Origin of the sequence: Archangium sp., assembly GCF_045802675.1 — a bacterium.
GTDB lineage: Bacteria > Myxococcota > Myxococcia > Myxococcales > Myxococcaceae > Archangium.
This window is the reverse complement of record NZ_JBJMQO010000045.1, coordinates 20,470-45,960: the sequence shown is the minus strand read 5'-3', so window position 1 is coordinate 45,960 and position 25,491 is coordinate 20,470. Positions and strand designations below refer to the sequence as shown.

Below are 25,491 nucleotides of genomic sequence, written 5' to 3'. Positions count from 1 at the left end.
GTCTACTACCTCATCGAGGACATTCCGGAGGTGATTGCCGTTCTGGTGGGAGCCTTCGCCGACCCCTCCTTCCCACCGCCGAGGGTCTCTGTCTACGAGGCGAGGCGGCACCCGTGGACTGGACTGCCGCGGGACGTGGAGCACATCGACTGACCGGGAGCGGGTCACGGCGCGCCTCGCTTCCCGACACGCGCCTCCCGGGCAATCGTGGCAGGCTCGCGCCCCATGACCCCGGAGACTCCCCGCGCCCCTGCCCGCTCGTTGCTGCTGCCCGGGCTCGCGCTCGCCACGGCGGCGCTGCACCTGCTCTTCGCCCACCGCTACGGCTACTTCCGGGACGAGCTGTACTTCATCATCTGCGGCCAGCGGCTCGACTGGGGCTACGTGGACCAGCCGCCCTTCATCGCCGCGGCCGCCCGGCTCTCCACCGCGCTCTTCGGCCACTCGCTCACGGGCCTGCGCGTGCTGCCCGCGCTCGCCTCCGCGGGGCTCGTGGCCCTCACCGGCCACCTCGCGCGGCGCTTCGGGGGCACGGGCTTCGCCGTGGCGCTCGCCGCCCTCCCCGCCGCGCTCGCCCCCCTCTTCCTCTTCGAGGGCCATACCCTCACCATGAATGCCTTCGAGCCCCTCTTCTGGGCGGGCTGCGCCGCGCTGCTGGTGCATCTGGTGCGCACCGGGCAGACGCGTGTGTGGCTCGCCCTGGGAGCGCTCGCGGGCGTGGGGATGCTCAACAAGTACTCCATGGCCTTCTTCACCGTGTGCCTCGTGCTCGGCCTGCTCCTCACGCCCGAGCGGAGGCTCCTGGCCAACCGTTGGCTCGTCCTCGGCGTGGTGCTGGCCACCGCGCTCGTGCTGCCCAACCTCCTCTGGCAGCACCAGCACGGCTGGCCCATGCTCGAGCTGCTGCGCAACGGCCAGCTCTACAAGAACACCCCCTTCCAGCTCGGCGAGTTCGTCCGCGGCCAGTTCCTCCTGCTCAACCCGCTCGCCGCGCCCCTGTGGCTCGCCGGGCTCGGCGCCTTCCTCTTCGCTCCCGCCCTGCGGCCCTACCGCGCGCTCGGCTTCGCCTACGTGCTGCTCTTCGGCCTGTTCGTCTTCATGCGCGCCAAGGACTACTACCTCGCTCCCGCCTACCCCATGTTGCTCGCCGCGGGCGCGGTGCAGGCCGAGCGCCTCTTCCAGCGCCCGCTGACACGCGCCGCGGTGCTCGTCCCGGGACTCGTGGGCTTCGCCGCGCTCGCGCCCCTGACGTTTCCCGTGCTGCCCGTGGACACCTTCATCGCCTATCAACGCGCCCTGGGCATCACGCCGGCCCAGCAGGAGCGCCACGCGTACGGCGTCCTGCCCCAGCACTACGCGGACCAACATGGATGGGAGCAGCTCGTCGCCTCGGTGGCGGAGGTGTATCAGCGCCTGCCGTCCGAATCGCGGGCGCGCACCGCCCTCTTCGCGCAGAACTATGGGGAGGCCGGGGCACTCGACTGGCTCGGCGCGGAGCACGGCCTGCCTCCGGCGCGCTCGGGCCACAACCACTACTTCCTCTGGGGGCCGGGCGAGGGGGCCGAGAATGTCCTCGTGGTGGGCGGCGAGCTGGAGGACCTCCAGCCCGTGTGCACGCACGTCGAGCTCGCCGCGCGCGTGCCGCCCAACCCCTACGTCATGCCCTACGAGAACAACCTCCCGCTCTACCTGTGCTCGGGGCTGAAGCTGCCGCTGGCCGCCCTCTGGCCGCGCGTGAAGCACTACGAGTAGGCACCTGACGTGCCGGGGTGCGCACGCGTCCCTGAGGCCACGCATGTCATAGCGGTGCCCGAACCCGCTCCATGCCAGGATGCGCGCGCCCACCTCTCCCTGGAGCGCGCTCATGACCGCCACGTCCGCGGCCTCTCGGCCCACCCCGCCCCGCATCGCCACCGGCCCTCGAGGGCTGCCCCTGCTCGGCGTGGCGCTCGATATCCGGCGGGATGTCCTGGGCTGGAACCTGCGCGCGGCCGGGTACGGGCCCGTGGCGCAGTACCGCTTCGGCCCCATGCGCTCCTACCTCGTGTCGCATCCGGACGGGCTCAAGCACGTGCTGCAGGATCACGTGAAGAACTACACGAAGGAGCACTTCGGCTACGACATGATCCGCCGCATCGTCGGCAATGGCATCTTCACGAGCGAGGGCGAGACATGGCTCAAGCAGCGCCGGCTCGCACAACCCGCCTTCCACCGGGCGCGCATCGCCGCGATGGCGGCGCAGATGGTGCGGGCCACGGCGGAGCTGTCGGAACAGTGGGCCGCGTCCCAGCGCACCGGAGAGCCCAGGTACGGTGTGCGCGACATGATGTCCCTCACCCTGCGCATCGTCGGCGAGGCCCTGCTCGGCAGCGACGTGCGCGAAGAGACCGAGGCCGTGGCCGCGGCCTTCAGCGTCATCAGCGAACAGACCACCGAGCGCTTCCGCTCCTTCCGGCTGCTGCCTCCCGTGCTGCCCACCGCGTACGACCGCGCCTTCCGCCAGGCCAACCAGTCCCTGCGGGACGTGGTGGCCCGCGTCATCACGAAGCGCCGCGAGCGGATGGAGGACCAGGGGGACCTGCTCTCCATGTTCATGCTCGCGCGAGACGAGGAGACGGGCGAGCAGATGGACGACGAGCACCTGCGCAACGAGGTGCTGACGATGCTGCTCGCGGGCCACGAAACCACGGCGAACGCGCTCTCGTGGGTCTGGGGGCTGCTGGCTCAGAATCCGGACGCGGAGGCCAGGCTGCACGAGGAGTTGGACACCGTGCTCGGGGGACGCCTGCCGACGGCGGAGGAGGTGCCGAAGCTCGTGTACACGCGCCGGGTGCTGGACGAGGCGCTGCGCCTCTATCCGCCCGTCTACTCCCTCAGCCGCAAGGTGGTGGCGGACGACACGGTGTGCGGCTACCAGGTGCTCGGCGGGTCCTCGGTCTACCTGAGCCCCTACGTCACGCACCGGCTGCCCGAGTTCTGGCCGGACCCCGAGCGCTTCGAGCCGGATCGCTTCACGCCCGAGCAGGTCGCCGCGAGGCCGAGGTTCGCCTACTTCCCGTTCCTCGGGGGGCCGCGCCAGTGCATCGGCAACAACTTCGCATTGATGGAGGGCACGTTGATCATCGCGACGCTCGCCCAGCGCCACCGTCCGAGGCTGGTGGCGGGTTACACGCTGGCGCCCGAGCCGCTCCTCACGTTGCGGCCCGTCGGGGAACTCCCGGTCACCATCACCGCGCGCTGAGCCTCGGTCTCAACGCACCGGGAACAGGTACTTCAGCACATCGCCGAAGCGCGAGGACCACGCGCCCTCGTTGTGCGCGGCGCCCTGGACCTCCACGTACTTCAGGTCACTCGAGGTCCATCCCTTCGCGGTGAGGGCGTTGACGAGCATCTCCGTGTCGTGGACGGCGTCCGTGTCCTCCTTGGTGCCGATGTCCACCCAGAGGCGCAGCGGCGGCCGGCTGTCGAGCGCCTGCACCTGCTTCACGATGTCGTGGTCCGCCCACCACACCGAGGGCGACAGGATGCCGAGCCGCGTGAACGTCCCCGGGTACTTCAGTCCCAGGTAGAGCGACACGAGCCCTCCGAGCGACGAGCCCGCGAGTCCCGTGTCCTCGGGCGCGGGGCGGGTGCGGTAGCGCGCGTCGATCATCGGCTTGAGCTCCTCGACGAGGAAGCGGCCGTAGGCATCCGCGTTGCCGCCGCTGGGGTACTCGGGGTCCGGCTTTTGCGTGTACTCGGCGATGCGGTCCGGGGTGTTGTAGACGCCCACGATGATGAGGGGCTCGACCTGGCCTGACTGGATGAGCTGCTCGGCGGTCTCGTCCACGTGCCACTCGCCGGAGTTGGCGGTGGAGCCGTCCATCAGGTTCTGCCCGTCGTGCATGTAGAGCACCGGGTAGTGGCGATCGGGGCTGTCGAAGTAGTCGGGCGGCAGGTAGACGATGACGTCGCGCGTCCGGGTGAGGAACCGGGAGGACACGCCGCGGTGGTAGCGGAGGAGGCCCGTGAGGCCCTGCGGGAGCGGAGGACCCCGGCCCGGCGCGCCCCAGCGGGCCACCGTGGCGTTCACCGTCATGTCGCCCTCCACGCGGAAGGAGTGACGCGGCACCGGCGAGCCCTCCGCGGAGAGCTCGGGAGCCCAGAGGTCCTCCTGCCAGAGGTCGAACGAGACGTCCTCGCCCACCGCGAGGCGCAGCGAGCCCGTGTAATGCGAACCCTGGCGGCGCAGGCGGAAGCCGGGAGCCTTCTCACCCCCGAGCGACACGTCCGAGCCCACCACGGTGACGACGACCTCGGCCGGAGTGTCGGCGGGGACCGTCACGTCGAAGGAGACGGTGGCGTGGGGGTACTGCTGGGGAGCCGGCTCGAGGGCCCCGCATCCGACCAGCACCGCGCTGGCGAGCGGGACGAGCAGGAACCACTTCGCTGCGTGGGAGAGGAGCATGGGGCGAAAGGATAGACCCGGACCGGGCCTCGCCGGACAGCGAGCGGGAAGGCGACCCTCGCCCCTGTTCTCTCCCAGGGAGAGCGGGGGCTTTACGATGTTGGCCAATCAGCGCTCCGCCGGGAGCGCGCCGTTACTCCGGCTCGACAACTTCGACGAGCACCTGTCCGTTCGTCTCGTCGAGGAGCGCCTTGCGGAATGCCTCCACGTGGGTGACGGGGAGCTCGAGCCGATAGCCCACGGTGGCCGCGTACTCCTCGGAGACGACCTGGGCCTCGTAGGCGGGGAGCAACCGGCGCACGCCCTCGATGCTCGCGTACTCCAGCTCGACGGCGAGCCGGGTCTTCTGGACGCGCTCGGTGGTGGGCAGGCTCTCGAGCGCCTGCTGGACGCACCCGGTATAGGCGCGCACCAGCCCTCCCTTTCCGAGCAGGGTGCCGCCGAAATAGCGGGTGACGACCACGGCCACCTCCCCTACCCCACCGTGCAGCAGCGCGGTGAGCATCGGCCGGCCCGCGGTGCCGTGCGGCTCGCCGTCGTCGCTCATCCCCACCAGCGCCGTCGAGCCGGGCGGCCCCGCCACGTAGGCCCAGCAGTTGTGGTTCGCATCGGGGAGCTCGTCGCGGACCCGGGCGACGAAGGCCTTCGCCTCCTCCACCGTCGCGGAGGGCGCAATCGTGGTGATGAAACGGCTGCGTTGAATCTCCTGCTCCACGCGGTGGAGACCCGCCGGAATGCGGTAGCGCGTGTCCCCGGCCATCAGCGGTCCGCGGACAGCCAGGCCGTCAGCAGCGCCACGGGCCTCGAGCCCCAGGCCTCGGCCACCAGCTCGCGCGACTCCTCGCCGGTGTCTCGCAGGGTGATGCGCAGGTACTCGCGGGGCGCGGCCTGCGGAATCCTGTCCAACCACTCCACCAGCACCGCGCCGTCTCCGCCGATCAGATCCAGGAAGCCCGTGGCGTACAGCTCGTCGTAGTCGGCCAGTCGGTAGAGGTCCGCGTGGTACAGCGGCACGCGGCCCCGGTACGGGTAGACGATGGCGAACGTGGGGCTGGCCACCTCCGAGCGAGCCACGCCCGCGCCCTCGGCCACGCCGCGCACCAGGTGCGTCTTGCCCGCGCCCAGGTCGCCCACCAGGCCCACGAAGTCTCCGGGCTGGAGCAGCTGCCCGAGCTTCACGCCCAACCGGTGCGTCTCCTCGGGCGAGCCCGAGAGCACCGTGCGGCTCGACGTGGGAGCGCTCATCGGTTCCACCTCGTCCACACGTTGCAGAGTCCCTTGGCCACGTCGGTGGCGATGAGCCCTATGCGGCCGCGGCGGGCCACCATCAGGTCCGCGGAGAGCCCGTGCGCGTACACGGCCGTCCAGGCGGCCTCGGGGAGCTTCAGGCCCTGTCCGAGCAGCGCGCCCACGAGGCCGCTGAGCACATCGCCCATGCCGCCGGTGGCCATGCCCGGGTTGCCCGTGGGGTTGAGGTACACGGAGCCATCGTGGTGCGCGATGAGCGTCCTGGCGCCCTTGAGCACCAGCGTCACGCCGTGCGTGCGAGCGAACTCCCGAGCCACCTCCACGCGGGCCTTCTGGAGCTCCTGGGTGGGCACGCCAGAGAGGCGGGACATCTCGCCCGGGTGCGGGGTGAGCACGAGCGGCCCCTTGGCCCTCTTGAGGATGTCCAGGTCGGTGGCGGCGGCGTTGAGCGCGTCCGCGTCGAGCACGGCGGGCACATCCACGCGCGAGAGCAGCTCACCCAGGAGCTTCACCGTCTCCTCGCCCCGAGGGATGCCGGGGCCGATGACGAGCACGTCCTTCTTGTCCGCGGCCTCCAGCAAGGGCTCCAGGTCCGCCATGCCGAGCGGCCCGCGGTTCTCCAGCGGCCACCCCATGACCTCGGGCGTATGGCCGAGCACCGACTCCACGACCTCGGAGCGGGTGGCCACGGTGACGAGCCCCGCGCCGCCGCGCAGCGCGCCCAGGGCGGACATGGCCGCCGCGCCGGACTTGCCATGGCTACCGGCCACCACCAGCACATGCCCGTAGGTGCCCTTGTGCGTGTCCGAGCGCCGGGGAGCAATCGCCCCGCGTGCATCGGACTCCTCGACGAGGAACAACTCCGCGCCCTCACGGGCCTCGACGGCCTCGGGAGGAATGCCGATGTCCACGCATCGCAGCTCGCCGCACAGGGTGGCGCCGGGCTCCAGCACCTGCCCCTGTTTGACGAAACCGAAGGTGACGGTGACGTCCGCCTCGACGCACGGGGTGAAGGGCTCGCCGGTGTCCGTATGCAGCCCCGAGGGAATGTCCGCGGCCACCACCTTCGCCCCCGCCGCGCGCCAGCGGAGCATGGCCTGGATGGCCTCGGCGAACTCGCCCGCCGGGGCCCGCGTGAGCCCCGTGCCGAAGAGCGCGTCCACCACCACGTCCCCGGCCCTCGGCTCCACCACCGTGCCGAGCGCCTGGGGCTCGATGCCATACGGCCCGAGCGCGTGCAGGTTGCGCTGGGACTCGGGTGTCAGCTTCGCCCTGTCGCCCACCAGCACCAGCGTGACGCGCAGGGCGTGGGCGTGGAGGAAGCGCGCCACCACCAGCCCGTCCCCGCCGTTGTTGCCGGGCCCGCACACCACCACGTAGCGCGAGCCGGGAGTGCCCAGCTCGCGGGCCGCGTCCGCCAACCACCGGCCGGCGTTCTCCATCAGCAGCGGGGACGGCATGCCGAAACGGGACTCGGCGGCCTGGTCGGCCGCGCGCATCCGGGCGGCGGTGAGGACACGGCGCATGGCTCGGCTCCTTGGGAGGGGTTGGCCCTACCCCGGGTTGCGCAGCAGCTCGACCATCTCCCGCACCGCCCGCTCGAAGCCCACGAGCACCGCGCGCGCGACGATGGAGTGCCCGATGTTCAGCTCGTCGATCTCCTCGATGCGAGCGATGGGCAGCACGTTGTCGTAGTTGAGCCCGTGGCCCGCGGCCACCGTCATGCCCAGCCGGGACGCCGCCTTGGCCGCGTCCACGATGCGGGCCAGCTCCCGCGAGCGCTCGCGCTCATTGCGCGCCTCGCAGTAGCGCCCGGTGTGCAGCTCGATGCGGTCCGCGTTCACCTTGTGCGACGCCCGCACCTGGTCCAGGTCCGGGTCGATGAACAGCGACACGGGGATGTCCCCGTCCTTGAGGTTCTTGATGATTTTGGCGATGTGGTCGCGCTGGCCGGCCGCGTCGAGCCCGCCCTCGGTGGTGAGCTCCTCGCGCCGCTCGGGCACGAGCGTCACCACGTCCGGCTTGTGCTCGTAGGCGATCTTCACCATCTCCTGGGTGGCGGCCATCTCCAGGTTGAGCAGCGTCTGGACCGTCTCCCGGAGAATGCGCAGGTCGCGCTCCTGGATGTGGCGGCGGTCTTCCCGCAGGTGGATGGTGATCTGCCCGGCGCCGGCCAGCTCGGCGATCGCCGCCGCCGTCACCGGATCCGGATACGGGGTCCGCCGCGCCTGACGCAGCGTGGCCACGTGGTCCACATTCACACCCAGTCGCTGTCCCATCTCGGCCGCTCTCCTCGCGAGCGCATCAGGCCGGAGCATCCCTCGCCCCGGCCCGCGCGCGCCCTTCTATTCGCGGCCCGAGCCCGGAAGTCAACCGTTGAGCGCCTTGGAGAGCGCCTCGGCGATTTCCTTGGCGTACTGCTCGTTGCGCGCGGCGTCGGTGCCCTCGATGAGGACGCGGGCCTTGGGCTCGGTGCCGGAGAAGCGCACCAGCACCCGGCCCTCCTTGCCCAGCTTCTTCTCCACGTCCTGGATGGCCTTCATGACGGTGGGCAGCTCGCCCAGCTCGCGCTTCTTCTGGACGACCACGTTGACGAGCGTCTGCGGCACGGGCTCGAAGATGGAGGCCAGCTCGCTCACGGGCTTCTGCTGGCGGCACATGACGGCCAGGAGCTGGAGCGCGGCCAGGGTGCCATCGCCCGTGGTGCTCTGGTCCAGGAAGATGAGGTGGCCGCTCTGCTCGCCGCCGATGTTGTAGCCGTTCCTGCGCATCTCGTCGACGACGTAGCGGTCGCCCACCTTGGTGCGCACCACCTTCACGCCCCAGCGGGACACCGCGCGCTCCAGGCCGATGTTGCTCATCACCGTGGACACGAGCGTCTTCTTCTTGAGCTCCTTGCGCGTGACGAGCTCGCCGGTGCAGATGGCCATGATGGCGTCGCCATCCACGACCTTGCCCTTCTCGTCCACGACGATGAGGCGGTCGGCGTCACCGTCGAGCGCGATGCCGACGTGGGCCCCGTGCTTCACCACCGCGCGCGACAGGTTCTCCGGGTAGAGCGCGCCGCACTTGTTGTTGATGTTCTTGCCGTCCGGCTGCACGCCGAGGGAAATCACCTTGGCGCCCAGCTCCTCGAGCACCGCGGGGGCCGTCTTGTAGGCGGCGCCGTTGGCGCAGTCGACGACGATGGTCATCCCCTCCAGCGTGAGCTCGCGGGGGAAGGTCGTCTTGAGGAACACGATGTAGCGGCCGCGCGCGTCCTCCAGGCGGAAGGCCCGGCCAATCTTGGTCGCGGTGGGGCGGATGGAGTCGATGGCGCCGCTGGCCACCAGCTCTTCGATCTTGGCCTCGGTCTCGTCCGGCAGCTTGAAGCCGTCGCGCCAGAAGAACTTGATGCCGTTGTCCTGGTACGGGTTGTGGGAGGCGGAGATGACGGCGCCCGCGTCGGCGCGCATGGAGGTGGTGAGGTTGGCGATGCCCGGGGTGGGCAGCGGACCCACCAGGTCCACGTCCACGCCCATGGAGATGATGCCGGCGGCGAGGGCCTGCTCGAGCATGTAGCCGGACAGGCGCGTGTCCTTGCCGATGATGACGCGGTGCCGGTGCGGCCCGTTGCGGATGAGGTGCGCGAGCGCACGACCCAGCTGCATCGCGACTTCCGCGGTCATCGGGTAGACATTGGCGACGCCCCGGACACCGTCCGTGCCGAAAAGCCGCTGAGACGCCCGCTCTTCCTTGGGGGGCATGTTCATTCTGTACGCCATAGTGTGCCGCTCCACCTTTCCCTGGGCCGGCCGCGAAGCCGGACCGCCGACGCCGAGGGCTTATACCGTGCCCTCCACAGCGCCCGAAGCTAGGGAGTACGAGCCCCCTAAACAAGCTTGCGGCCAGTCAGGCCGCCCCACCCCGCGGTGGGTCGGCGCGCTTCGTACATCCTCCCTCACGGAGAATCCCGCTCAATCGCGCACTTTTCCCCGCGCGGGCTGGTAGAGGGACCCGCCCTCCAGGGCTGTGCGCACGGCGTCGGCCACCACGAGCGCGTCCCGGGCCTCGGCCACGTCGTGCACGCGCACGAAGTCCGCATTGCCCGCCGCGGCCAGGGTGGCCACCGAGCCCAGGGTCGCGGCCAGCCGCTCGGTCGCTGGCTTGCCCCCCGTGAGCTTTCCGAGGAAGCCCTTGCGGCTGGTGCCCACCAACAGGGGCAGCCCGAGCACGCGCAGCTCGTCCAGCCGCCGCAGCAGGAAGAGGTTGTGTCCGAGCGTCTTGCCGAAGCCGATGCCCGGGTCCACCAGCACACGCTCGCGCGGCACGCCCGCGGCCACCGCCCGCGCCACCCCGTCCTCCAGGAAGGCGAGCACCTCGTCCACCACGTCCTCGTAGCGAGGGTCCTTCTGCATCGTCTCGGGGGTGCCTTGAATGTGCATCAGGCAGCAGGCGGCCCCGGCCTCGGCGGTGACGCGGGGCAGCTCGGAGTCGAAGAGGAAGCCGCTGATGTCGTTGACGAGCACCGCGCCGGCCTTCAGCGCCTCGCGGGCCACGGCCGCCTTGGTGGTGTCCACGGAGAGGGGCACGTCCGTGCGGGCGCGCAGGCCCTGGATGACGGGGAGGATGCGGGCCAGCTCCTCCTCGGCGGGCACGGGAGGCGAGCCGGGCCGGGTGGACTCCCCGCCCACGTCCAGCACGTCCGCGCCGGCCTCGGCGAGCCGCAGCCCGTGGGCCACGGCGGCCCCGATGCCGAAGTAGCGCCCGCCATCCGAGAAGCTGTCCGGCGTCACGTTCACCACGCCCATGACGTGGGTGCGCGCCCCGAAGGTGAAGGTCCGCCCGCCGAGTACCAGCGGCGCCGGAGGCTGTGAGGCCTCCAGCACCCGGGCCAGCGCCTCGGAGAGCTCCGCCAGTTCCGGCCGGGCCTTCGCCTCGGCCACCACGCGCTCGAACTGCTCCTTGCGCCCGGAGAGCAGCCCGGTGCCGGGCCGCGAGCCCTGGTCTCCCGCCACCCACGCGGGGAACTCCTCGCGCCCGGGGGCCTCGGAGGCAGCGAAGAGGCCGGCGAGGAAGCGGCCCTGCTCGCGCTCGAGCCCGGTGAGCAGCACATGGAGGGCGGGCAGCTTCTCCGCCAGATACTCGCGGGCGGGCGTGGGCAGCCCCATGCGGAGGAAGGCCGGCTCGAGGTCGGCGAGGCGGTCGAGGCGGACGGGACGGGCGCGAATCATGTCGGGTCGGCTCCGGGGGCGCGAAAAGCAGAAGGGCCCTCCCCACGAGAGTGGAGAGGGCCCGGGTTCTACACGGAAGCGAAGCTCAGGCTACGCCTTGTTCGGCTCCATGTTGGGGAGCCCCTCGAGCGCGTCGAGGATCTTCCGCTTGTCCTTCTTCTCGGTGGACTTGGTGGGCGGGGCCACGACGCGAGGAGGCGGACGCTCGCGGGTGAGCTGGCCCCCCTGCAGGAGGATGTTCACGTCCTCGGCATCCAGGGTCTCGTACTCCACCAGCGCATCGGCCACGCGCTTGAGGCCCTCGAGGTGCTCGGTCAGCACGCGCTTGCCGGCCTCGTAGCAGCTCATCACGATGACACGCACCTCGGCGTCGATCTGCCGCGCGGTGTCCTCGGAGTAGTCCTTGGCCGAGTTGAAGTCGCGGCCCAGGAACACCTCACCGTCGCTCTTGCCGAAGGACAGGGGGCCCATCTTCTCGCTCATGCCCCAGCGGCACACCATGGCGCGAGCCGTCTCGGTGGCGCGCTCGATGTCGTTGGAGGCACCCGAGCTCATCTCGTTGTAGATGAGCTCCTCGGCGATGCGGCCGCCCATGGCCATGGTGATCTGATCGAGGATCTGCTTCTTGTAGCCGTTGACCTTGTCCTCGGTGGGCAGGCTCCAGGTGAGACCCAGGGCCTGGCCGCGCGGGATGATGGTGACCTTGTGGAGCGGATCGCAGCCCGGCAGCAGCTTGGCGATGAGGGCGTGGCCGGCCTCGTGGACGGCGGTGTTCCGCTTCTCCTTCTCGGTCATGATCATGGACTTGCGCTCGGGGCCCATGAAGACCTTGTCCTTGGCCTGCTCGAAGTCGCTGGTGTCCACGCGCTCCTTGTTCTGACGCGCGGCCATGAGGGCCGACTCGTTCACCAGGTTCTCCAGGTCGGCGCCCGTCATGCCCGGGGTACCGCGGGCGATGACCTCGAGGTCCACTTCCGGCGCCAGCGGCACGCGGCGGGTGTGCACCTTCAGCACGCCCAGGCGGCCCTTGAGGTCGGGGCGCGGCACGACAATCCGGCGGTCGAAGCGGCCCGGGCGCTGGAGCGCGGGATCCAACACGTCCGGACGGTTGGTGGCGGCGATGAGGATGACGCCCTCGTTGGACTCGAAGCCGTCCATCTCCACCAGGAGCTGGTTGAGGGTCTGCTCGCGCTCGTCGTGACCACCGCCGAGGCCCGCGCCACGGTGACGGCCCACGGCGTCGATCTCGTCGATGAAGATGATGCAGGGGGCGTTCTTCTTGCCCTGCTCGAAGAGGTCGCGAACGCGGCTGGCGCCCACGCCCACGAACATCTCCACGAAGTCCGAGCCGGAGATGGAGAAGAAGGGCACACCGGCCTCACCCGCGACGGCGCGAGCCAGCAGCGTCTTACCGGTACCCGGAGGGCCCATCATCAGCACGCCCTTGGGGATGCGGCCGCCGAGCTTGGTGAACTTCTTGGGGTCCTTCAGGAAGGCGACGATCTCCTCCAGCTCCTCCTTGCACTCGTCGGCGCCGGCCACGTCCGCGAACGTGACCTTGTTGTGGCTCTCATTGAGGAGCCGCGCCTTGGACTTGCCGAAGGTCATCGCCTTGCCGCTCCCACCCTGGAGCTGGCGCATGAAGAAGATGAAGAAGAGGAAGAGGAAGACGACCGGCAACCACTGGCCGAGGACGGCCAGCCAGATGCTGTTCTGCTCCTCGCGCTCGTACTTCACGTCCACGTTGTTCTTGCGGAGCTGCTCGAGGACGGTCGCATCCGCCTCGGGGCCCGTGGTCCGGAACTTCTCGTTGGTGTCGGAGAAGACGCCCGAGTAGGTGTTCCCCTTGACGGAGACAGCCTGGACCTTCTTGTCCTCCACCTTGGCCAGGAACGCGGTGAAGGTCGGCTCCTGTACCTGATCGTTGTTGGTGGAGAAGAAGTTGTAGAAGGCGAAGAAGAGGACGATCAGGATGACCCAAAGGCCGATGGTCTTGTAAGTCGAACGCACGTGTCAGCTGCCCTTTCGGTGCTCGGCGGTATGAGGGCACGGCCGAAAAATGCCCAGCAGTTTCGACCGTTTGTCACGACACCGGGAGTGTTGCCCGTTTGTCGGACGGTATCAGCAACAGCAAAAACGCCTCAACTATTTTGGGGGTTCCAAACCCCGACCTTCCCTCGAGTGGTCGACTCTATAACGGTGAGGTCCCGGGCGTGCTCGTGCCCGGTGGTGAGGCCCACAGAAAGAGGCATACAGCCGCCGCGGACGTTGAATTCCAGACCCCTGGCACCCAGAGGATGGCCCCCGAGGTGTCCACCACCACGGGCAGCGAGTCGCGGCGCTCGGCGGGAATACGCCGGTCCACCAGCACATCCTGCAGCTTGCGCGAGCCGGCGGGCCCTCGCACCCGGTCCCCCGCTCCGCGCGTACGCACCGTGAGCGGCCAGCGCGTCCCCTCGGGCAGCGGCAGGCCGAGGCTCCCCGGCGGCGGAGGCTCGCGCGCCACCCGGAAGGCCCAGCCCGTCCCGGGTTGGACTCCCGAGGCGCCCTCCCCCGCCAGCACCAGGGGCGAGGAGGGCTCTCGAGGGGCGTCGGGGCGAACGCAGCGGACCCGGCCGCCCGTGGTCCTCAATTGAAGGCCCCCGCGCACGCCCCCACCCCGGAGCGTCACCGCCCGGCCCGTCTCCACGGAGCTCAGTGCCCGAGCGAGCGAGGCCTCATCCACCTCCGCGCCCGCCTCGGACAGCAACCGGGCCAGCACCCGGCGGCGCAGGGGCAGCTCCAGGGCGCGCACCCCCATCGCGTCCAGGCTTCCCTCCGGCAGCGCGAGCCGGCCCCAGGCCCCGTCCGCCAGGCTGCTCAGCAGGGCTTCATCCTCGGCGGCCAGCCGGGCGAAGGCGGCCAGGCGCGGCACCACGGGGAAGCCCGCCGCCCGCGCGAGCACCGGCAGCACTTCATGGCGCATGCGCGTCCTTAGATAGGCCGGGTCCGCGTTCATCGGGTCCGTCACGTAGGAGACGCCCTGCTCGGCCAGGAAGGCCTCCACCTCCTCGCGCGTGCGCTCGATGAGGGGGCGGACGAGGAAGGGGCGGGCCCGATGGATGCCCGCGGCGCCTCGCAGGGCGGTGCCGCGCACCAACCGCATGAGGAGTGTCTCCGCCTGGTCCGAGGCCGTGTGCGCCGTGGCCACCACCTGAAGCCCCCGCTCGCGCCGCAGTGCCTCCAGCGCCGTGTACCGGGCCTCGCGCGCCCGCGCCTCCACTCCGGAACCCGGTGGCAGATGCAACGCCTTTACATGACAGGGCAGCTTCCAGCGGGCGGCCAGCCGGGCGACCGCCTCCACTTCCTCCCGGGCCTCCGGCCTCAGCCCATGGTCGAGCGTGGCCACCTCCACCCGGAGCGCGAGCGGCTCGCACACCCGTGCGGTGCCCACCAGCAGCGCGCACGAGTCCGCTCCCCCCGACACGGCCAGCAGCACCGAGCCACCCACCAGCCCGAATTGCCGGTAGGCAACCTCCAGGGTCGTCGAAAACAGGACGCTCGCGTCAGCAGTGGAGGGCATTGAACACGGTAAGGAATCAGAATCGGGCGAGTCCGGTTACACCGGATGCGGCCGGTTGAAGGGGCCGACGACGATTCTTATGATCGTCACGCAGGTCGCGGTGGACGGGTTGGTCGGGGATGGAAGCTCCCGAGGGGAATGGGTGGCGCGACTCGAGGTGTTTTGAACGTGAATTTTCGACGGAGTTGGGCCTAGGGGTCCCCCCCCTCCCCCTCTGGGCCCACGGGGCCGCCGGGATGAGTCCTGGCGGTCCTTCTTTCCGGAGCGCCCCGGGTTCTTGTTTACAAGGACCCGGGGCGTTCCCTTTTGCGGGTTTTTTTCGCGGCCAAGGCCGCTCCGGCTGCATACGGTACGAGAGTCCTCCGAAACCGTTGACCCGTCGGGGCGTCTGTCGGATAACCGCTCCGGTGTGTTCAGGTCGTCACCTCGTATCCGCTCCGGAGATCCAGGATGGCAGGCACCGACAAGCGTAAGCAGTCCCTCTACTTCCCCGAGGAGATGCTGAAGGAGATCCAGGAGGAGGCCAATCGCCAGGATCGTTCCCTCTCGTGGGTGGTGCAGCAGGCCTGGAAGATCGCTCGAGACCGAATCAAGTCGTTCCCCGCGGTGAACGACGTGACCGGTGACGAGCGCCAGGACCCCCGTGAAGAGGGGAGGTCCTAAGCTTCATGGCCGCTACAGACCATCGCAAGCAATCCCTCTACTTCCCCGAGGACATGCTGGACGAAATCCAGCGGGAAGCGACGCGGCAGGATCGCTCGCTCTCGTGGATCGTCCAGCAGGCGTGGAAGGTGGCGCGCGGCGAGCTGCGCAAGATGCCATCTCCCAACGACGTCTTCGGGCCCACGCCCACCCAGCCGAACGGGCCGGGCGAGTCGCAGTCCTGAAGCACGCGCCCCCCGCCGCCGGCCCTACTGCACCACGGGCCGGCCGGGCCGGGCGCAGTTCTTGAAAACCACGCGGCCAGCCTCCTGGAGGGCCTGGGTCTCCGTCGGGTGTTTCGCCCGCATATAGGCCTCGGTGAGGTTGGCGTCCGTGGCCTTGCCCTCGGCCCGGGTGGCCGTGACGGGGTTGCGCGACAGGTCCGTGGCCGCGTCCTTGAAGATGGTGTCGTAGCCGTCTCCTCCCCTGAGGAGGAAGTCGGACATGGCCACGCGGTAGCGGATGCTCGCGTCCGCCCGCGGCGGCAGCGGCACCGTGCGCGCGTTCACCTCCAGCCCCACCACGCGCTGCCCCGCGGGGCGCTCGCAGTCCACGGTGAGCGTGGTGCCCTCGGACACGTGCAGGAAGGCGCCGCTGGGCGAGACGATGGGCTGGCCCACCGGGGAGAGCCCCTCCACCGAGTGCTCGAACATCGCCACCAGCTGCTGCTCGGTGAGGTCCACCGTCACCACGGCGTTCTCGAAGAGGAGGACCTCGTGCAGCAGGCCGTTCTCGAGCGCGCCCTTGGGCAGGAGGGTGCGGGTGACGCACAGGCCCTCGGCGCGCAGCGAGCCGCCGTTGATGATGCCCAGCTCCGCGGGCGCCTTGGAGGCGTCCTCGGCGTGGCGGAAGGCGTCCGCGGAGAGCTGCCCCAGCGCATGGTTGTCGTGGCGGGTGTACGGCTTGTCGAGGAAGACGTCGTTGGCCAGGTAGCCGACGACGGCCTCCGGATCGTCCACCAGGGGCCGGCACTGGTCGTTGTACTGCAGGCAGCCGAGGCCCGGCGCGAGGGCCACGGCGGCGAGGATGGCGGCGGTGAGCGTGCGGGACATCAGTTGCGGGCCCTCAGGGTGAGGAAGGCGGAGACGCCATCGCGCGGAACCAGGCCGGGCATGCGGTCCGGCCGGGGCACGTCGTCGCGCATGTCCGAGTCGAAGACGTTCTGCACCACCACGGCCAGCTCGAAGTGGTCCGCGATGGGCTCGGTGCGCACCTGCGCGGTGATGAGGCTGTAGGCGGGAATCTTGTAGCGGCGGATGAGCTCCAGCACGGAGCGCGTGTTGTTGCGCCGCTCGGCGCCCGAGCGCACCACCAGGTCGAAGTTGATGAAGTCCCCGATGGGCATGGACACGCCGGCGTTGAAGCGCGCCTGCGGGGTGTCCGTGAGGTACTTGTGGTTGGCCGGCAGCTCCTGGTCCTCGGCGCGAAAGAGGCTCGCGTTGACCCAGGCGTTGGCGCGCTTGGAGGCCTCCAGGCGGGCCTCGCCCTCCACGCCGTAGACGAGCACCCCCAGCTCGCGGTTGCGCACCGGGACGATGTTGCCCGAGGTGTCCACGGCCATGATGGGGTTGGAGAAGCTCTCGAAGAAGGCGTTGGTGCGCAGGCGCACGCGCGCGTCCCCCGCGGCCTGGATGAGGTCCGCGCCCGCCTCGAGCGTGTTCACCACCGCGGGCTGCAGCGCCGCGTAGCCCTCGAAACGGCCCTGGTTGTAGGTGGTGTTGGGGATGGTCTCCACCAGCTCCTGGAGCGTGGGCGGACGGAAGGCGCGGCCGTAGAGCAGCTTGAGCACCAGCGAGTCCGTGGCCGAGAAGACGAGCCCCACCCGCGGGTTGATGCTCGGCACCAGCTGCGTGCCGGTGATGGCGTTGGTGTCGTTCACCGAGGGCAGCTGGGTGGCATCCACGCGCACGCCGAAGGTGAGCGTCAGTGGCTCCACCACCGTCCACTGGTCCTGCGCGAAGGCCCCGAGCGACAGGCGCCTCGCGGCCGCTCCGTCCGCCAGCTGGAGGATGTCCACCACTCCCTCGGGCGTGGCCAGCGAGGACCGGCGCCGGCTGTCCAGCGTGTAGTTCGTCTCGTAGCTGTAGGCGCCCAGCATCTGCAGCTCGGTCACCGCGCCGAGCGAGAGCCGGTTGCCCTCGAAGAGCGTGAGGTCCGAGTCCACGCTGGCCCCGAGCGAGCGCACCGTGACGCGCGTCTGCTCGAGCATGCCGTCGGGGAAGAGCTGGTTGTCCTCCGGGCCGGTGCGGAAGTTGTCCGGGCCGATCTGGAAGAGCCGGTCCGTGCCCTGCTGGTCCCCGTAGAGGCGGGCGCGCAGGCGGACCCGGTCGCTCAGCTCGTGCTCGTAGGTGAGGTCACCGAGGAACACCCGCCACCCCAGCCGCGAGCCCGGGCCCACCGTGTCGAAGAGGCCCACCAGGGCCGCGCGATCCTCGGAGATCATCCGCGTGGACAGGGTGAGGTGGCTCTTGGGCGACACCTCGTAGGTGAAGCCCAGGCCCAGGTTGAGCAGGAAGCGATCGTCCTGGGTGTAGCCGACGGGGTCCAACGGATCCCTCATCTTCTGGGCGATCGTCTCCGCGTCGAGCGCGTCCTTCTCGATGGGCACCGAGCCCCCCGCCTGGTACCAGACGTCCGCGTCGCCGAAGAGCTTGAAGCGGTCGAGGGTGTGCGCCCCCGAGGCGTGGCCATCGAAGGTGGTGGCGAGCCGGTCATCCAACCGGGGAAAGCCGCCCCCCGACACGGCGGCGAGGAAGCCCTCGGCCCGCTGGGTGACGATGTTCACCACGGCCAGGAAGGCCCCGGCCCCGTACAGCGCCGAGCCGGGCCCGCGGATGACCTCGACGCGCTCGAGGTTCTCCACCGGCAGGTTCATCAGCGCCTTGCCATCGAAGAAGCTGTTGAGGCGCTGGCCGTTGAGCAGGAAGAGCACCTCGGCGTCGTTGCGCAGGCCGCGCACGGCGACGCGATGGAAGCCCTGCACGTCGCGGCTGATGGTGAGGCCGGGCACCACGTCCAGCACGTCCGCCACCGTGCGGGCTCCGAGCGCGCGGATCTGCTCGCGCCCGAAGGAGGCGGCGATCGCGGGCACCTTCTTCACCTTCTCCTCGTGCCGGGTGGCGAGCGCCAGCGTGTCCTCGGCCGTGTAGAGGGCGAGGTCCTCCTCGAACTGCGAGCGCACCGGCTCGGGCTGCGCGGGCTCGGCGGAGCGGGAGGGCCGCGCGGGGGCCGCATGCGAGGCGGCGGGCTCCCCCTCCCGGGGCACGTCGGCCGTCAGGGCCGCCATCGCCTCGTCGGACTCGGACTTCCGGGCAGGGGCGGGCTCGGGCCTGCGCTCGGCCTTCGGCGCGGGCTCGTTCCTCGGCGCGGGCTCGTTCCTCGGCGCGGGCTCTACCTTCGGAGCCGGCTCACCCCTCCGGCCGGACTCGGGCTTGCGCTCCGTCTTCGCGGGAGGCTCGTTCCTCGGCGCGGGCTCGGGCGGCGTCCGGGAGGTGCGCGACGTCTCGCGCGTGGGCGGTGGCTCGCGGGTGGGCGGCGGCTCCGGAGCGGGCCGTGACGGGGAGAGCGACGAGGGCATTTTCGAGGGCACCTGCCCCACCACGACGACCCGGGCCGGACGCGTGGCGCTCTTGAAGAGGGGCACGCGCTCTCCACCCGGAGTGAAGCCCTCCACGTAGTACTCGACTCCCGGTGGGACCAGGTTCATCGCCGGGATGGTGCCCCGGTAGAGGTCGCCGTACTGCAACTCCATGGGCGCCTCGGAATAGGGCTCGCCGGGCCCGCGGAAGCGGACGACCATGCGCATGATGCGCTGCGTCCCGGTGAGCACCCCGTCCACCACGAGCGCCACCCCGGGCTCCGCCTGAGCGGGCGCGGTGTGGAGCAGCGACGATTGCTCCTGCGCGTGGACGGGCTGCGCCGCGAGGAACACGAGCGCGAGGACGACGGTGCGTGGGCTCGAAAGGACGGACTTCACGGGTAGCCCGGATGGTCCTCCGAGGGGATCGGCACGTCAAGGAAGGGGGGGGCCCGGGGCCGAATTTTTGCCGGGCTGGCAAGCGCATGCGACTTGTGCTTGCCCATGCGCGCGTCGCTCGCCCTCCACCTCGCCCTGTTCCGCCGCCAGAAGGCCCAGATCGCCCGGGCCGTCGAAGGGCAGTCGGCCGCCTTCCGGGCCTACGAGGCCCGCTACCGCCGGCGCACCTCCGAGTACCGGCGGGTGCTGCCCGCCTCGACGGTGTCCCAGCGGATTCAAGCGGCGGACGTGGTGTACGTGGGCGACTACCACACGCTGCCGCTGTCCCAGGAGACGTACCTGGAGCTCGTCGAGGGCGTGCGCGAGTCGGGCCGCCGCGTCGTGCTGGCGCTCGAGTGCGTGGAGGGCAGGCACCAGGCATCCGTGGAGGCCTACCTCGCGGGACGGCTCGCGGAGCGCTCGCTGCTCGCTCGCCTGGGTCATGGCGCGGGCCAGGGCTCCGGAGCCGGTCCGCGCGCGCTGCTGGCCTACGCGAAGCGTCATCGGCTGCAGGTGGTGGGCATCGACCGGCGCGCCCAGGGTGAGCGCTCGCTCGAGCTGCGGGACGCGTACGCGGCCGAGCGCATCGCCCGGGCGGTGCGCGCGGAGGACAGGCCGCGGGTGATGGTGCTGGTGGGCCAGTACCACGTGGCGCCCTGCCACCTGCCGGCGCAGGTGGAGCGGGCGCTCGGCGAAAGCAACGGCTCGCGCGGGCTGGTGGTGTACCAGAACGCCGAGGGCGTCTACTGGCGGCTGGCCCGCGAGGGCAAGGTGGGCATGTCGCAGGCGGTGGAGCTGCCGGACGGCGCGCTGTGCCTGCTCAACGCCTCGCCGGTGATGTGCCAGCAGAGCTTCCTGGATTACCTGGAGGCCGAGTCCGGGGACTCGCTGCTGCGCGAGCGCGGCGCGGCCGAGCGCTTCCGCGAGATGGCGAGCCTCATCGGCCGGCTGGCGGGAGTGCCGGTGGGCCGGTGGCTGGACGAGGTGGAGGTGGTGACGGCGGCGGACGAGGACTCGCTGGGGCGCATCCAGCAGCGGGGCCGCTTCACGCAGGGCGAGCTGCTGCAACTGCGGCGGCACATCCTCTCGCGGGAGAGCTGCTACATCCCCCGGGCGCGGATGGCGTACCTGGCGTCGCTGTCGCTCAACCACGCGGCCGAGGAGGCAGCCCACTTCGTACGGCACTGCGCGGTGGGCGACGCGATGGAGGCGCCGCGGCGGGCCTCGGATGCCTTCTATGCGCGGTGCATGGAGGAGGCGCTGGGCTTCTTCGGCTCGAAGCTGGTGAACCCGCGGCGCACCTGCCTGGGGCCGGGCGAGTGGGCCCTGCGCTTCGCCCAGGCGCGAGGCGTGGACCGGCAGATCGCCGCGTTCGTGCTGGCGCACAAGGCGGCCGAGGTGGAGGTGCCCGACGAGGCGGTGAAGCTGCTGCCCCTGCGCAAGGATCGGCTCTTCCACGGCGTCAGCCACGCGCTGGGCTACCAGCTCGGGGACGCGCTCTACCGGGGCTTCGATGGGGACCAGGTGGACCGAGCGGAGCTCCGCGCGCTGTTCCGCGAACCACTGGAAGACCCGCGCGCCACGTACTTCGAGTGGGTCCGCCGCCTTTCCCGGTGATGACACATGAGAGCCAAGGCCTGGAATCAGCTCGACTTCGATGATCCGACGGTCGCTCCGGCGCTGTCGGTATTGGCGGCGCTGCAGCAGCGGGAGGACGGCGGCGAGGTGGTGCGCTACCGCATCCCAGCGGGCTTCGGCCCCTACAACGAGGCGCTCGCCGATGAGATCATCGAGCTCCAACAGCGGGTGCTCGAGGCGTTCCGGAAGCTCACGCCTCCGGAAGCGCACCTCGCCGTCGTGGATCCCGAGGACCACCACCCTCCCCTGCTCTTCCACCACCACGTGCGCTTCGAGGAGGGCCTGAGCCGCGATCGGCTCTGGGGCTACAAGCACTACGTGATGCCCGCGTGGTGGGTGGGGCTGCTGCCCGACGGGGACAGCTGGTGCTTCGTCGGCCCCGGCTTCTCCTGGGAGGCCCTCTACTCCGTCATGGGCCCCTCGGAGATCGTCATCCGAGGGGGCCGTTTCATCTCCGCGCTCGACCTGCCCTCGCTCCGGCTCCTCCGGCGGTTCGAGCAGACCCCGGTCCGTCCAGAGCCGTCGTGAGCCTCTACGGCTCGGGCGTGGAGAACACCGGGGCGCGGAAGCCGGTCGCCCGCTTAGTAGAAGATGGGCAGCCCTCCGTTGCACAGGGTCGCGTGGAACCGGCCCACTCCGGTAGCGCCGTACTTGGCGTTGCAGACCTCAAGCTGGCCGGTCAGCGCCGTCGAGCTGGGGGTGAGCTCGTCATCCACCGCCATCCGGAGCCCCCACCCCGTGTTGACCTGACTGTCGAAGATTGAGAACCCAGTGACGGCACTTCCCGCGGGCGACGACTGCTCGAACTCTCCAGCGAGATAGGCGTACCCGTTCGACCTGCCGAAGCATCCAGGACACAGCGAGCAGTAATCAGCCGGGCATCGATCCGTTTCCAGGTATTGATTGGTGTTGACCAGCGTGTCGCAGAGCCCGGGATCGTTCGAGAGGATGACCTGGAACTTCGTCTTCCCGGGAATGGGCACGAAGGCCGCGGTGAGCCAGTCGATGGTCCTGGTGGGGTTCGGTACATTCACGGTGATACGGCCCGTGGCGGTGCCGGGCGTGAGCCCCGTCGTGGGCGCATCCGGAACGGGCGGACAGACGGCTTCAATCTGGCAGGTCGCGTCGCAGTAATCTCCATTGACGGTATTGCCATCGTCGCACTGCTCGCCCGTCTCAAGCCGGCCGTTGCCGCACTGGGGACCACACGGGCCGCAGTCGATCGTTCCCCCACAGCCATCGGGAATGACCCCGCAGGAGGCACCCGAGGCGGCACAGGTCGTCGGCGTGCAACCACAGACGTTCGGCGTGCCTCCCCCTCCGCAGGTCTGGGGTGCCGTGCACGTGCCGCAATCGAGCGGCTCGGCACAGCCATTCAACACCGTCCCGCAGTTGGCGCCCTCGTCCTCACAGGTCGTCAGGACGCAACCACAGACATTCGCCCGTCCCGCCGCTCCGCACGTCCACGGCGCCCGGCATGTGCCGCAATCGAGCACGCCCCCGCAACCATCCGGGAGCGACCCGCAGTTGGCTCCCGAGGCGGCACAGGTCGTCGGCGTGCAACCACAGACATTCGGCCTTCCGCCTCCACCACACGTCAGGGGCTCGGTGCAGGTTCCGCAGTCGAGCTTGCCGTCGCAGTCATCCACGACACCACAGTTCGCGCCCCGGTCTGCACAGCTCGCCGGCGTGCAACCACAGACATTCGGCGTACCCCCGCCCCCGCATGACTGGGGCGCCGTGCACGTCCCACACGAGAGCGTGCCGCCGCAGCCATCCGGCACCTCGCCGCAATTGACCCGGGCCTCGGTGCAGGTCGTCGGAGTGCAGCGCGGCCAGGGAATGCAGAAGCACCCGGCACATGCGACCACGAGTGCCACCAGGACAAGAGACCCCAACGCTCGGACTGGCATGTGAAACGCCTCCTGGATTCCAACAACTACGGCGAGCCCGTTCCCGCATCCGCGTCCGCGTGGACCACGCGGAACCGCTGCGCCTGGCTCCGCACGGGCTCCACGGTCCGCCGCCCCAGGTCATTGGGAACGAACCAGAAGCCGCCTTCCTCGTTCACGGCCCACAGCTCGTACTCGCCGACGGGAATGGCTCCGAGCGTGCTCACCACCCTCCCCTTCCCCGGCTCCTCGATGACCGCCTGGGCCCGCGGGATGACGAAGAGCTGCAGGGACTCGAGGGCGAGCTCCTGGCTCGGGTCGCCCTGAAGAGTGCCGAGGAACGCGGTCGCATTGGGCAACAGCGGCACGAGCACCTGCGCGGGCCGCCCCTGGCTATCGAGCGGCCCTGTCTGCCCGGGCCTGGGCACGAAGCGCAGGAAGAACTGGGGCCACAGGTCCACCACGCCATCCCCGTTCACATCATCCGCCGTCCCGTCCCCATCGGCGTCCGCGAGCCGCACGAAGAACCGGGGCGCGTCCCCGCGCAGCAGCCCGAAGCCGTCGCTCCGCACGGTGAACGAGGTGAGCGCCGTGGCCGAGTCCGTCAACGTCACCACGCCCGCCTCGCCCTGCTCCACCACCTGGAACGCGGGAGGCGGCCGCCGCACCCGGCGCGGCAACGCGAGCTCCACCGGCAGCGTCTGCGCCGGTTGCACGTTCAGCTCGACAGAGGACTCGGGGACCCAATCTCCCGCCCCCGGCTGCGCGAGCACGTCGACGGTGAGGTCCGCATCCCCATTCGCATCGAGGAAGCCCCACAGCCGGTACACATCGGGGCCCACCCCGGAGAACCCGAAGCGCGAGTCCCCCGCGGTCAGCCGCACCTCGGGCACGGCGGCCACGTAGAGAGGCTCGCCCCTGTGCTCCGGAGGCGCCTCGTCCGGAGCGAAGAGGAACAGGTACGCATTGCCCACGGCGGGGCCCGCCAGCGTGACCTGGCCCTCCACGCGGGCCTCGCGCCGGGGCTCCGAGGACGGAGGCACGGCACAGCCGGCGAGCACGAGCGTCGAGGCGAGGGCACGGAAGACGATGGAAGACACAGCCCCACTCTAGCCTTCCGGGCGTGCTCCCGGCTCTGGCAAGGTAGCGCCCCGACTCTTCTGGGAGACCACGGCATGAAGATGAAGGACCGGGTGGAGAAGCTGGAGGAGCAGCGCCGCCGCAACGAGGGCATGGGCGGCCCCGAGCGCATCGAGCGCCAGCACGCCAGGGGCAAGCTGACGGCCCGCGAGCGCCTGAAGCTGCTCTTCGACGAGAACACCTTCGAGGAGCTGGGGCTGCTGGCCGGAGCGGACGGCAACCTCCCCGAGGAGGAGGACCCCAGCAAGCCCTCTCCCGCGGACGGAGTGCTCACCGGCGTGGGGGAGATCGACGGGCGGCCGGTGGCGGCGGCCATGTATGACTTCACGGTGTTCGGCGGCTCCATCGGGACGGTGGGCGAGCGCAAGGTGGCGCGGATGCGAGACCTGGCGCTGAAGAACCGGATTCCGATGGTGTGGCTGGTGGACTCGGCGGGGGCGCGGCTGGAGGCGGGAGGCGAGGTGGACCCCAAGCGCATCGCGGGCTTCGCGGACACGGGGTACCTCTTCCGCGAGCAGGTGGTGATGAGCGGCGTGGTGCCGCAGGTGGCGGCGATGGTGGGCCCCGGAGCGGCGGGCACGGCCTACATCCCGGCGCTGGCGGACTTCGTGCCGATGGTGAAGGGCACGAGCTCCATCGCCATTGGCGGCCCCTACCTCGTCGAGTCCGTGGTGGGCGAGAAGGTGACGGAGGAGGAGCTGGGCGGCTCGAAGGTGCACAACGAAATCTCGGGCGTGGCGGACGCCGAGTACGCGGACGACAAGGCCTGCCTCACGGCCATCCGCGAGTACCTGTCCTTCTTCCCCTCGCACTGCGAGGACAAGCCGCCGCGCAAGCCGTCGGCGGATCCGTTCGACCGGAGGGACGAGGACCTGCTCAAGGTGGTGCCCGAGAGCCCCCGGCAGGCGTTCGACATGCACAAGGTCATCCTGTCGCTGGTGGATGACCGGAAGTTCTTCCCCCTCAAGCCCCGCTTCGCGCGCAATCTCATTACGGGATTGGCGAGGATTGACGGGTGGCCGGTGGGCATCGTGGCGAACAACTCGATGTTCCTGGGGGGAATCCTGGACGTGAACGCGGCGGACAAGGCGGCGCGGTTCATCAACCTGTGCGATGCCTTCAACATCCCGCTGGTGTTCCTCCAGGACGTGCCGGGCTTCATGGTGGGCACGAAGGTGGAGCAGCAGGGCATCATCCGGCACGGGGCGAAGATGATGTACGCGGTGGCGAGCGCCACGGTGCCCAAGCTCACGGTGGTGGTGCGCAAGGGTTATGGCGCGGGCTACTACGTGATGAACGGCCGGGCCTTCGAGCCGGACCTGCTGATCGCCTGGCCGGGAGCCGAGATTGGAGTGATGGGCCCGGAGGGCATGGTGTCCATCGCGGCGCGCAAGCTGTTGCAGAGCGCGGAGAGCCCCGAGGCCGCCGAGGCGATGAAGAAGGAATTGGCCGACGGGCTGCGCCAGCACATCCGGATTGAGCGCACGGCGGCCATGGCCATGGTGGACGACGTGGTGGACCCGCGCGACACGCGGCGCCTGCTGGCGCGCGCCCTCAAGCGCACGGCGAACAAGAAGGTGGAGCGCCCCTTCCGCCGCCGGGAGATCTCCCCCGTGTAATCCCCTCCCCGTCTC

Annotated in this window: 20 protein-coding genes; 7 read left to right on the top strand and 13 right to left on the bottom strand. The window is 70.3% G+C overall.

The annotated features are described in order from the left end of the window. The first annotated feature begins 225 nt into the window (after window positions 1-225). Together ACJ8AN_RS13890 and ACJ8AN_RS13885 are read left to right on the top strand one after the other, a co-directional pair. Window positions 226-1,752 carry a glycosyltransferase family 39 protein gene (locus ACJ8AN_RS13890; protein WP_407755812.1) on the top strand — a complete coding sequence of 509 codons (1,527 nt, stop codon included), beginning with the start codon at window positions 226-228 and terminating at the stop codon, window positions 1,750-1,752. A 112-nt stretch (window positions 1,753-1,864) separates the two neighbouring features. After that, window positions 1,865-3,241 carry a cytochrome P450 gene (locus ACJ8AN_RS13885; RefSeq protein WP_407755811.1) on the top strand — a complete coding sequence of 459 codons (1,377 nt, stop codon included), beginning with the start codon at window positions 1,865-1,867 and terminating at the stop codon, window positions 3,239-3,241. Window positions 3,242-3,250: 9 nt separating this feature from the next. On the opposite strand, the gene ACJ8AN_RS13880 is transcribed toward ACJ8AN_RS13885, so the two are convergent. From ACJ8AN_RS13880 to tilS, 9 genes are all read right to left on the bottom strand, one after another. Then, on the bottom strand, window positions 3,251-4,447 hold the full coding sequence (locus ACJ8AN_RS13880) for an alpha/beta hydrolase (RefSeq protein ID WP_407755810.1): 1,197 nt from the start codon (window positions 4,445-4,447) through the stop codon (window positions 3,251-3,253). Between the two features lie 133 nt (window positions 4,448-4,580). After that, a complete protein-coding gene (locus ACJ8AN_RS13875; protein WP_407755809.1) occupies window positions 4,581-5,207 on the bottom strand; it encodes a YigZ family protein in 627 nt (208 codons plus the stop codon). Then, window positions 5,207-5,692 carry a tRNA (adenosine(37)-N6)-threonylcarbamoyltransferase complex ATPase subunit type 1 TsaE gene (gene tsaE, locus ACJ8AN_RS13870; protein WP_407755808.1) on the bottom strand — a complete coding sequence of 162 codons (486 nt, stop codon included), beginning with the start codon at window positions 5,690-5,692 and terminating at the stop codon, window positions 5,207-5,209. Before tsaE ends, ACJ8AN_RS13875 begins: the two co-directional genes overlap by 1 nt. Beyond that, the gene (locus ACJ8AN_RS13865) at window positions 5,689-7,221 is read right to left on the bottom strand and encodes an NAD(P)H-hydrate dehydratase (RefSeq protein WP_407755807.1); all 1,533 of its coding nucleotides are present in this window, start codon (window positions 7,219-7,221) and stop codon (window positions 5,689-5,691) included. Before ACJ8AN_RS13865 ends, tsaE begins: the two co-directional genes overlap by 4 nt. 27 nt (window positions 7,222-7,248) lie before the next feature. Then, entirely contained in the window at window positions 7,249-7,974 is a 726-nt protein-coding gene (locus ACJ8AN_RS13860) for a pyridoxine 5'-phosphate synthase (RefSeq protein WP_407755806.1), read from the bottom strand. Between the two features lie 90 nt (window positions 7,975-8,064). Further along, a complete protein-coding gene (gene glmM, locus ACJ8AN_RS13855; protein ID WP_407755805.1) occupies window positions 8,065-9,459 on the bottom strand; it encodes a phosphoglucosamine mutase in 1,395 nt (464 codons plus the stop codon). Between the two features lie 192 nt (window positions 9,460-9,651). Then, window positions 9,652-10,908 carry a dihydropteroate synthase gene (gene folP / locus ACJ8AN_RS13850; RefSeq protein WP_407755804.1) on the bottom strand — a complete coding sequence of 419 codons (1,257 nt, stop codon included), beginning with the start codon at window positions 10,906-10,908 and terminating at the stop codon, window positions 9,652-9,654. Window positions 10,909-10,998: 90 nt separating this feature from the next. Continuing rightward, the gene (gene ftsH, locus ACJ8AN_RS13845; protein WP_407755803.1) at window positions 10,999-12,918 is read right to left on the bottom strand and encodes an ATP-dependent zinc metalloprotease FtsH; all 1,920 of its coding nucleotides are present in this window, start codon (window positions 12,916-12,918) and stop codon (window positions 10,999-11,001) included. Between the two features lie 181 nt (window positions 12,919-13,099). Further along, a complete protein-coding gene (gene tilS / locus ACJ8AN_RS13840) occupies window positions 13,100-14,470 on the bottom strand; it encodes a tRNA lysidine(34) synthetase TilS (RefSeq protein ID WP_407755802.1) in 1,371 nt (456 codons plus the stop codon). Window positions 14,471-14,920: 450 nt separating this feature from the next. On the opposite strand from tilS, the gene ACJ8AN_RS13835 reads away from it, so the two are divergent. After that, window positions 14,921-15,133, top strand: coding sequence for a TIGR04563 family protein (locus ACJ8AN_RS13835; RefSeq protein ID WP_002628981.1), 213 nt, complete (start codon window positions 14,921-14,923; stop codon window positions 15,131-15,133). 5 nt (window positions 15,134-15,138) lie between these two features. Beyond that, entirely contained in the window at window positions 15,139-15,357 is a 219-nt protein-coding gene (locus ACJ8AN_RS13830) for a TIGR04563 family protein (protein ID WP_407755801.1), read from the top strand. Window positions 15,358-15,381: 24 nt separating this feature from the next. Here the strand turns inward: ACJ8AN_RS13830 and ACJ8AN_RS13825 are convergent, their stop codons facing one another. Both ACJ8AN_RS13825 and ACJ8AN_RS13820 read right to left on the bottom strand, forming a co-directional pair. Continuing rightward, window positions 15,382-16,224, bottom strand: a complete 843-nt coding sequence (locus ACJ8AN_RS13825; protein WP_407755800.1) for a 5'-nucleotidase C-terminal domain-containing protein — start codon at window positions 16,222-16,224, stop codon at window positions 15,382-15,384. Then, window positions 16,224-19,148, bottom strand: coding sequence for a TonB-dependent receptor domain-containing protein (locus ACJ8AN_RS13820; RefSeq protein WP_407755799.1), 2,925 nt, complete (start codon window positions 19,146-19,148; stop codon window positions 16,224-16,226). The genes ACJ8AN_RS13825 and ACJ8AN_RS13820 overlap by 1 nt, the downstream gene beginning before the upstream one ends. 105 nt (window positions 19,149-19,253) lie before the next feature. Between ACJ8AN_RS13820 and ACJ8AN_RS13815 the strand changes: the two genes are divergently transcribed. Both ACJ8AN_RS13815 and ACJ8AN_RS13810 read left to right on the top strand, forming a co-directional pair. Then, on the top strand, window positions 19,254-20,804 hold the full coding sequence (locus ACJ8AN_RS13815) for a ChaN family lipoprotein (protein WP_407755798.1): 1,551 nt from the start codon (window positions 19,254-19,256) through the stop codon (window positions 20,802-20,804). Between the two features lie 6 nt (window positions 20,805-20,810). Beyond that, entirely contained in the window at window positions 20,811-21,353 is a 543-nt protein-coding gene (locus ACJ8AN_RS13810; RefSeq protein WP_407755797.1) for a hypothetical protein, read from the top strand. 53 nt (window positions 21,354-21,406) lie between these two features. Here the strand turns inward: ACJ8AN_RS13810 and ACJ8AN_RS13805 are convergent, their stop codons facing one another. Together ACJ8AN_RS13805 and ACJ8AN_RS13800 are read right to left on the bottom strand one after the other, a co-directional pair. Further along, window positions 21,407-22,207, bottom strand: coding sequence for a hypothetical protein (locus ACJ8AN_RS13805; protein ID WP_407755796.1), 801 nt, complete (start codon window positions 22,205-22,207; stop codon window positions 21,407-21,409). 557 nt (window positions 22,208-22,764) lie between these two features. After that, entirely contained in the window at window positions 22,765-23,817 is a 1,053-nt protein-coding gene (locus ACJ8AN_RS13800) for a hypothetical protein (RefSeq protein ID WP_407755795.1), read from the bottom strand. A 75-nt stretch (window positions 23,818-23,892) separates the two neighbouring features. Between ACJ8AN_RS13800 and ACJ8AN_RS13795 the strand changes: the two genes are divergently transcribed. After that, window positions 23,893-25,476 carry an acyl-CoA carboxylase subunit beta gene (locus ACJ8AN_RS13795; protein ID WP_407755794.1) on the top strand — a complete coding sequence of 528 codons (1,584 nt, stop codon included), beginning with the start codon at window positions 23,893-23,895 and terminating at the stop codon, window positions 25,474-25,476. Window positions 25,477-25,491 lie beyond the last annotated feature (15 nt).

Coding starts and splice junctions, on each gene's coding strand:
- ACJ8AN_RS13890 (WP_407755812.1), top strand. CDS start 226: ATGACCCCGGAGACTCCCCGCGCCCCTGCCCGCTCGTTGCTGCTGCCC.
- ACJ8AN_RS13885 (WP_407755811.1), top strand. CDS start 1,865: ATGACCGCCACGTCCGCGGCCTCTCGGCCCACCCCGCCCCGCATCGCC.
- ACJ8AN_RS13880 (WP_407755810.1), bottom strand. CDS start 4,447: ATGCTCCTCTCCCACGCAGCGAAGTGGTTCCTGCTCGTCCCGCTCGCC.
- ACJ8AN_RS13875 (WP_407755809.1), bottom strand. CDS start 5,207: ATGGCCGGGGACACGCGCTACCGCATTCCGGCGGGTCTCCACCGCGTG.
- tsaE (WP_407755808.1), bottom strand. CDS start 5,692: ATGAGCGCTCCCACGTCGAGCCGCACGGTGCTCTCGGGCTCGCCCGAG.
- ACJ8AN_RS13865 (WP_407755807.1), bottom strand. CDS start 7,221: ATGCGCCGTGTCCTCACCGCCGCCCGGATGCGCGCGGCCGACCAGGCC.
- ACJ8AN_RS13860 (WP_407755806.1), bottom strand. CDS start 7,974: ATGGGACAGCGACTGGGTGTGAATGTGGACCACGTGGCCACGCTGCGT.
- glmM (WP_407755805.1), bottom strand. CDS start 9,459: ATGGCGTACAGAATGAACATGCCCCCCAAGGAAGAGCGGGCGTCTCAG.
- folP (WP_407755804.1), bottom strand. CDS start 10,908: ATGATTCGCGCCCGTCCCGTCCGCCTCGACCGCCTCGCCGACCTCGAG.
- tilS (WP_407755802.1), bottom strand. CDS start 14,470: ATGCCCTCCACTGCTGACGCGAGCGTCCTGTTTTCGACGACCCTGGAG.
- ACJ8AN_RS13835 (WP_002628981.1), top strand. CDS start 14,921: ATGGCAGGCACCGACAAGCGTAAGCAGTCCCTCTACTTCCCCGAGGAG.
- ACJ8AN_RS13830 (WP_407755801.1), top strand. CDS start 15,139: ATGGCCGCTACAGACCATCGCAAGCAATCCCTCTACTTCCCCGAGGAC.
- ACJ8AN_RS13825 (WP_407755800.1), bottom strand. CDS start 16,224: ATGTCCCGCACGCTCACCGCCGCCATCCTCGCCGCCGTGGCCCTCGCG.
- ACJ8AN_RS13815 (WP_407755798.1), top strand. CDS start 19,254: ATGCGCGCGTCGCTCGCCCTCCACCTCGCCCTGTTCCGCCGCCAGAAG.
- ACJ8AN_RS13810 (WP_407755797.1), top strand. CDS start 20,811: ATGAGAGCCAAGGCCTGGAATCAGCTCGACTTCGATGATCCGACGGTC.
- ACJ8AN_RS13795 (WP_407755794.1), top strand. CDS start 23,893: ATGAAGATGAAGGACCGGGTGGAGAAGCTGGAGGAGCAGCGCCGCCGC.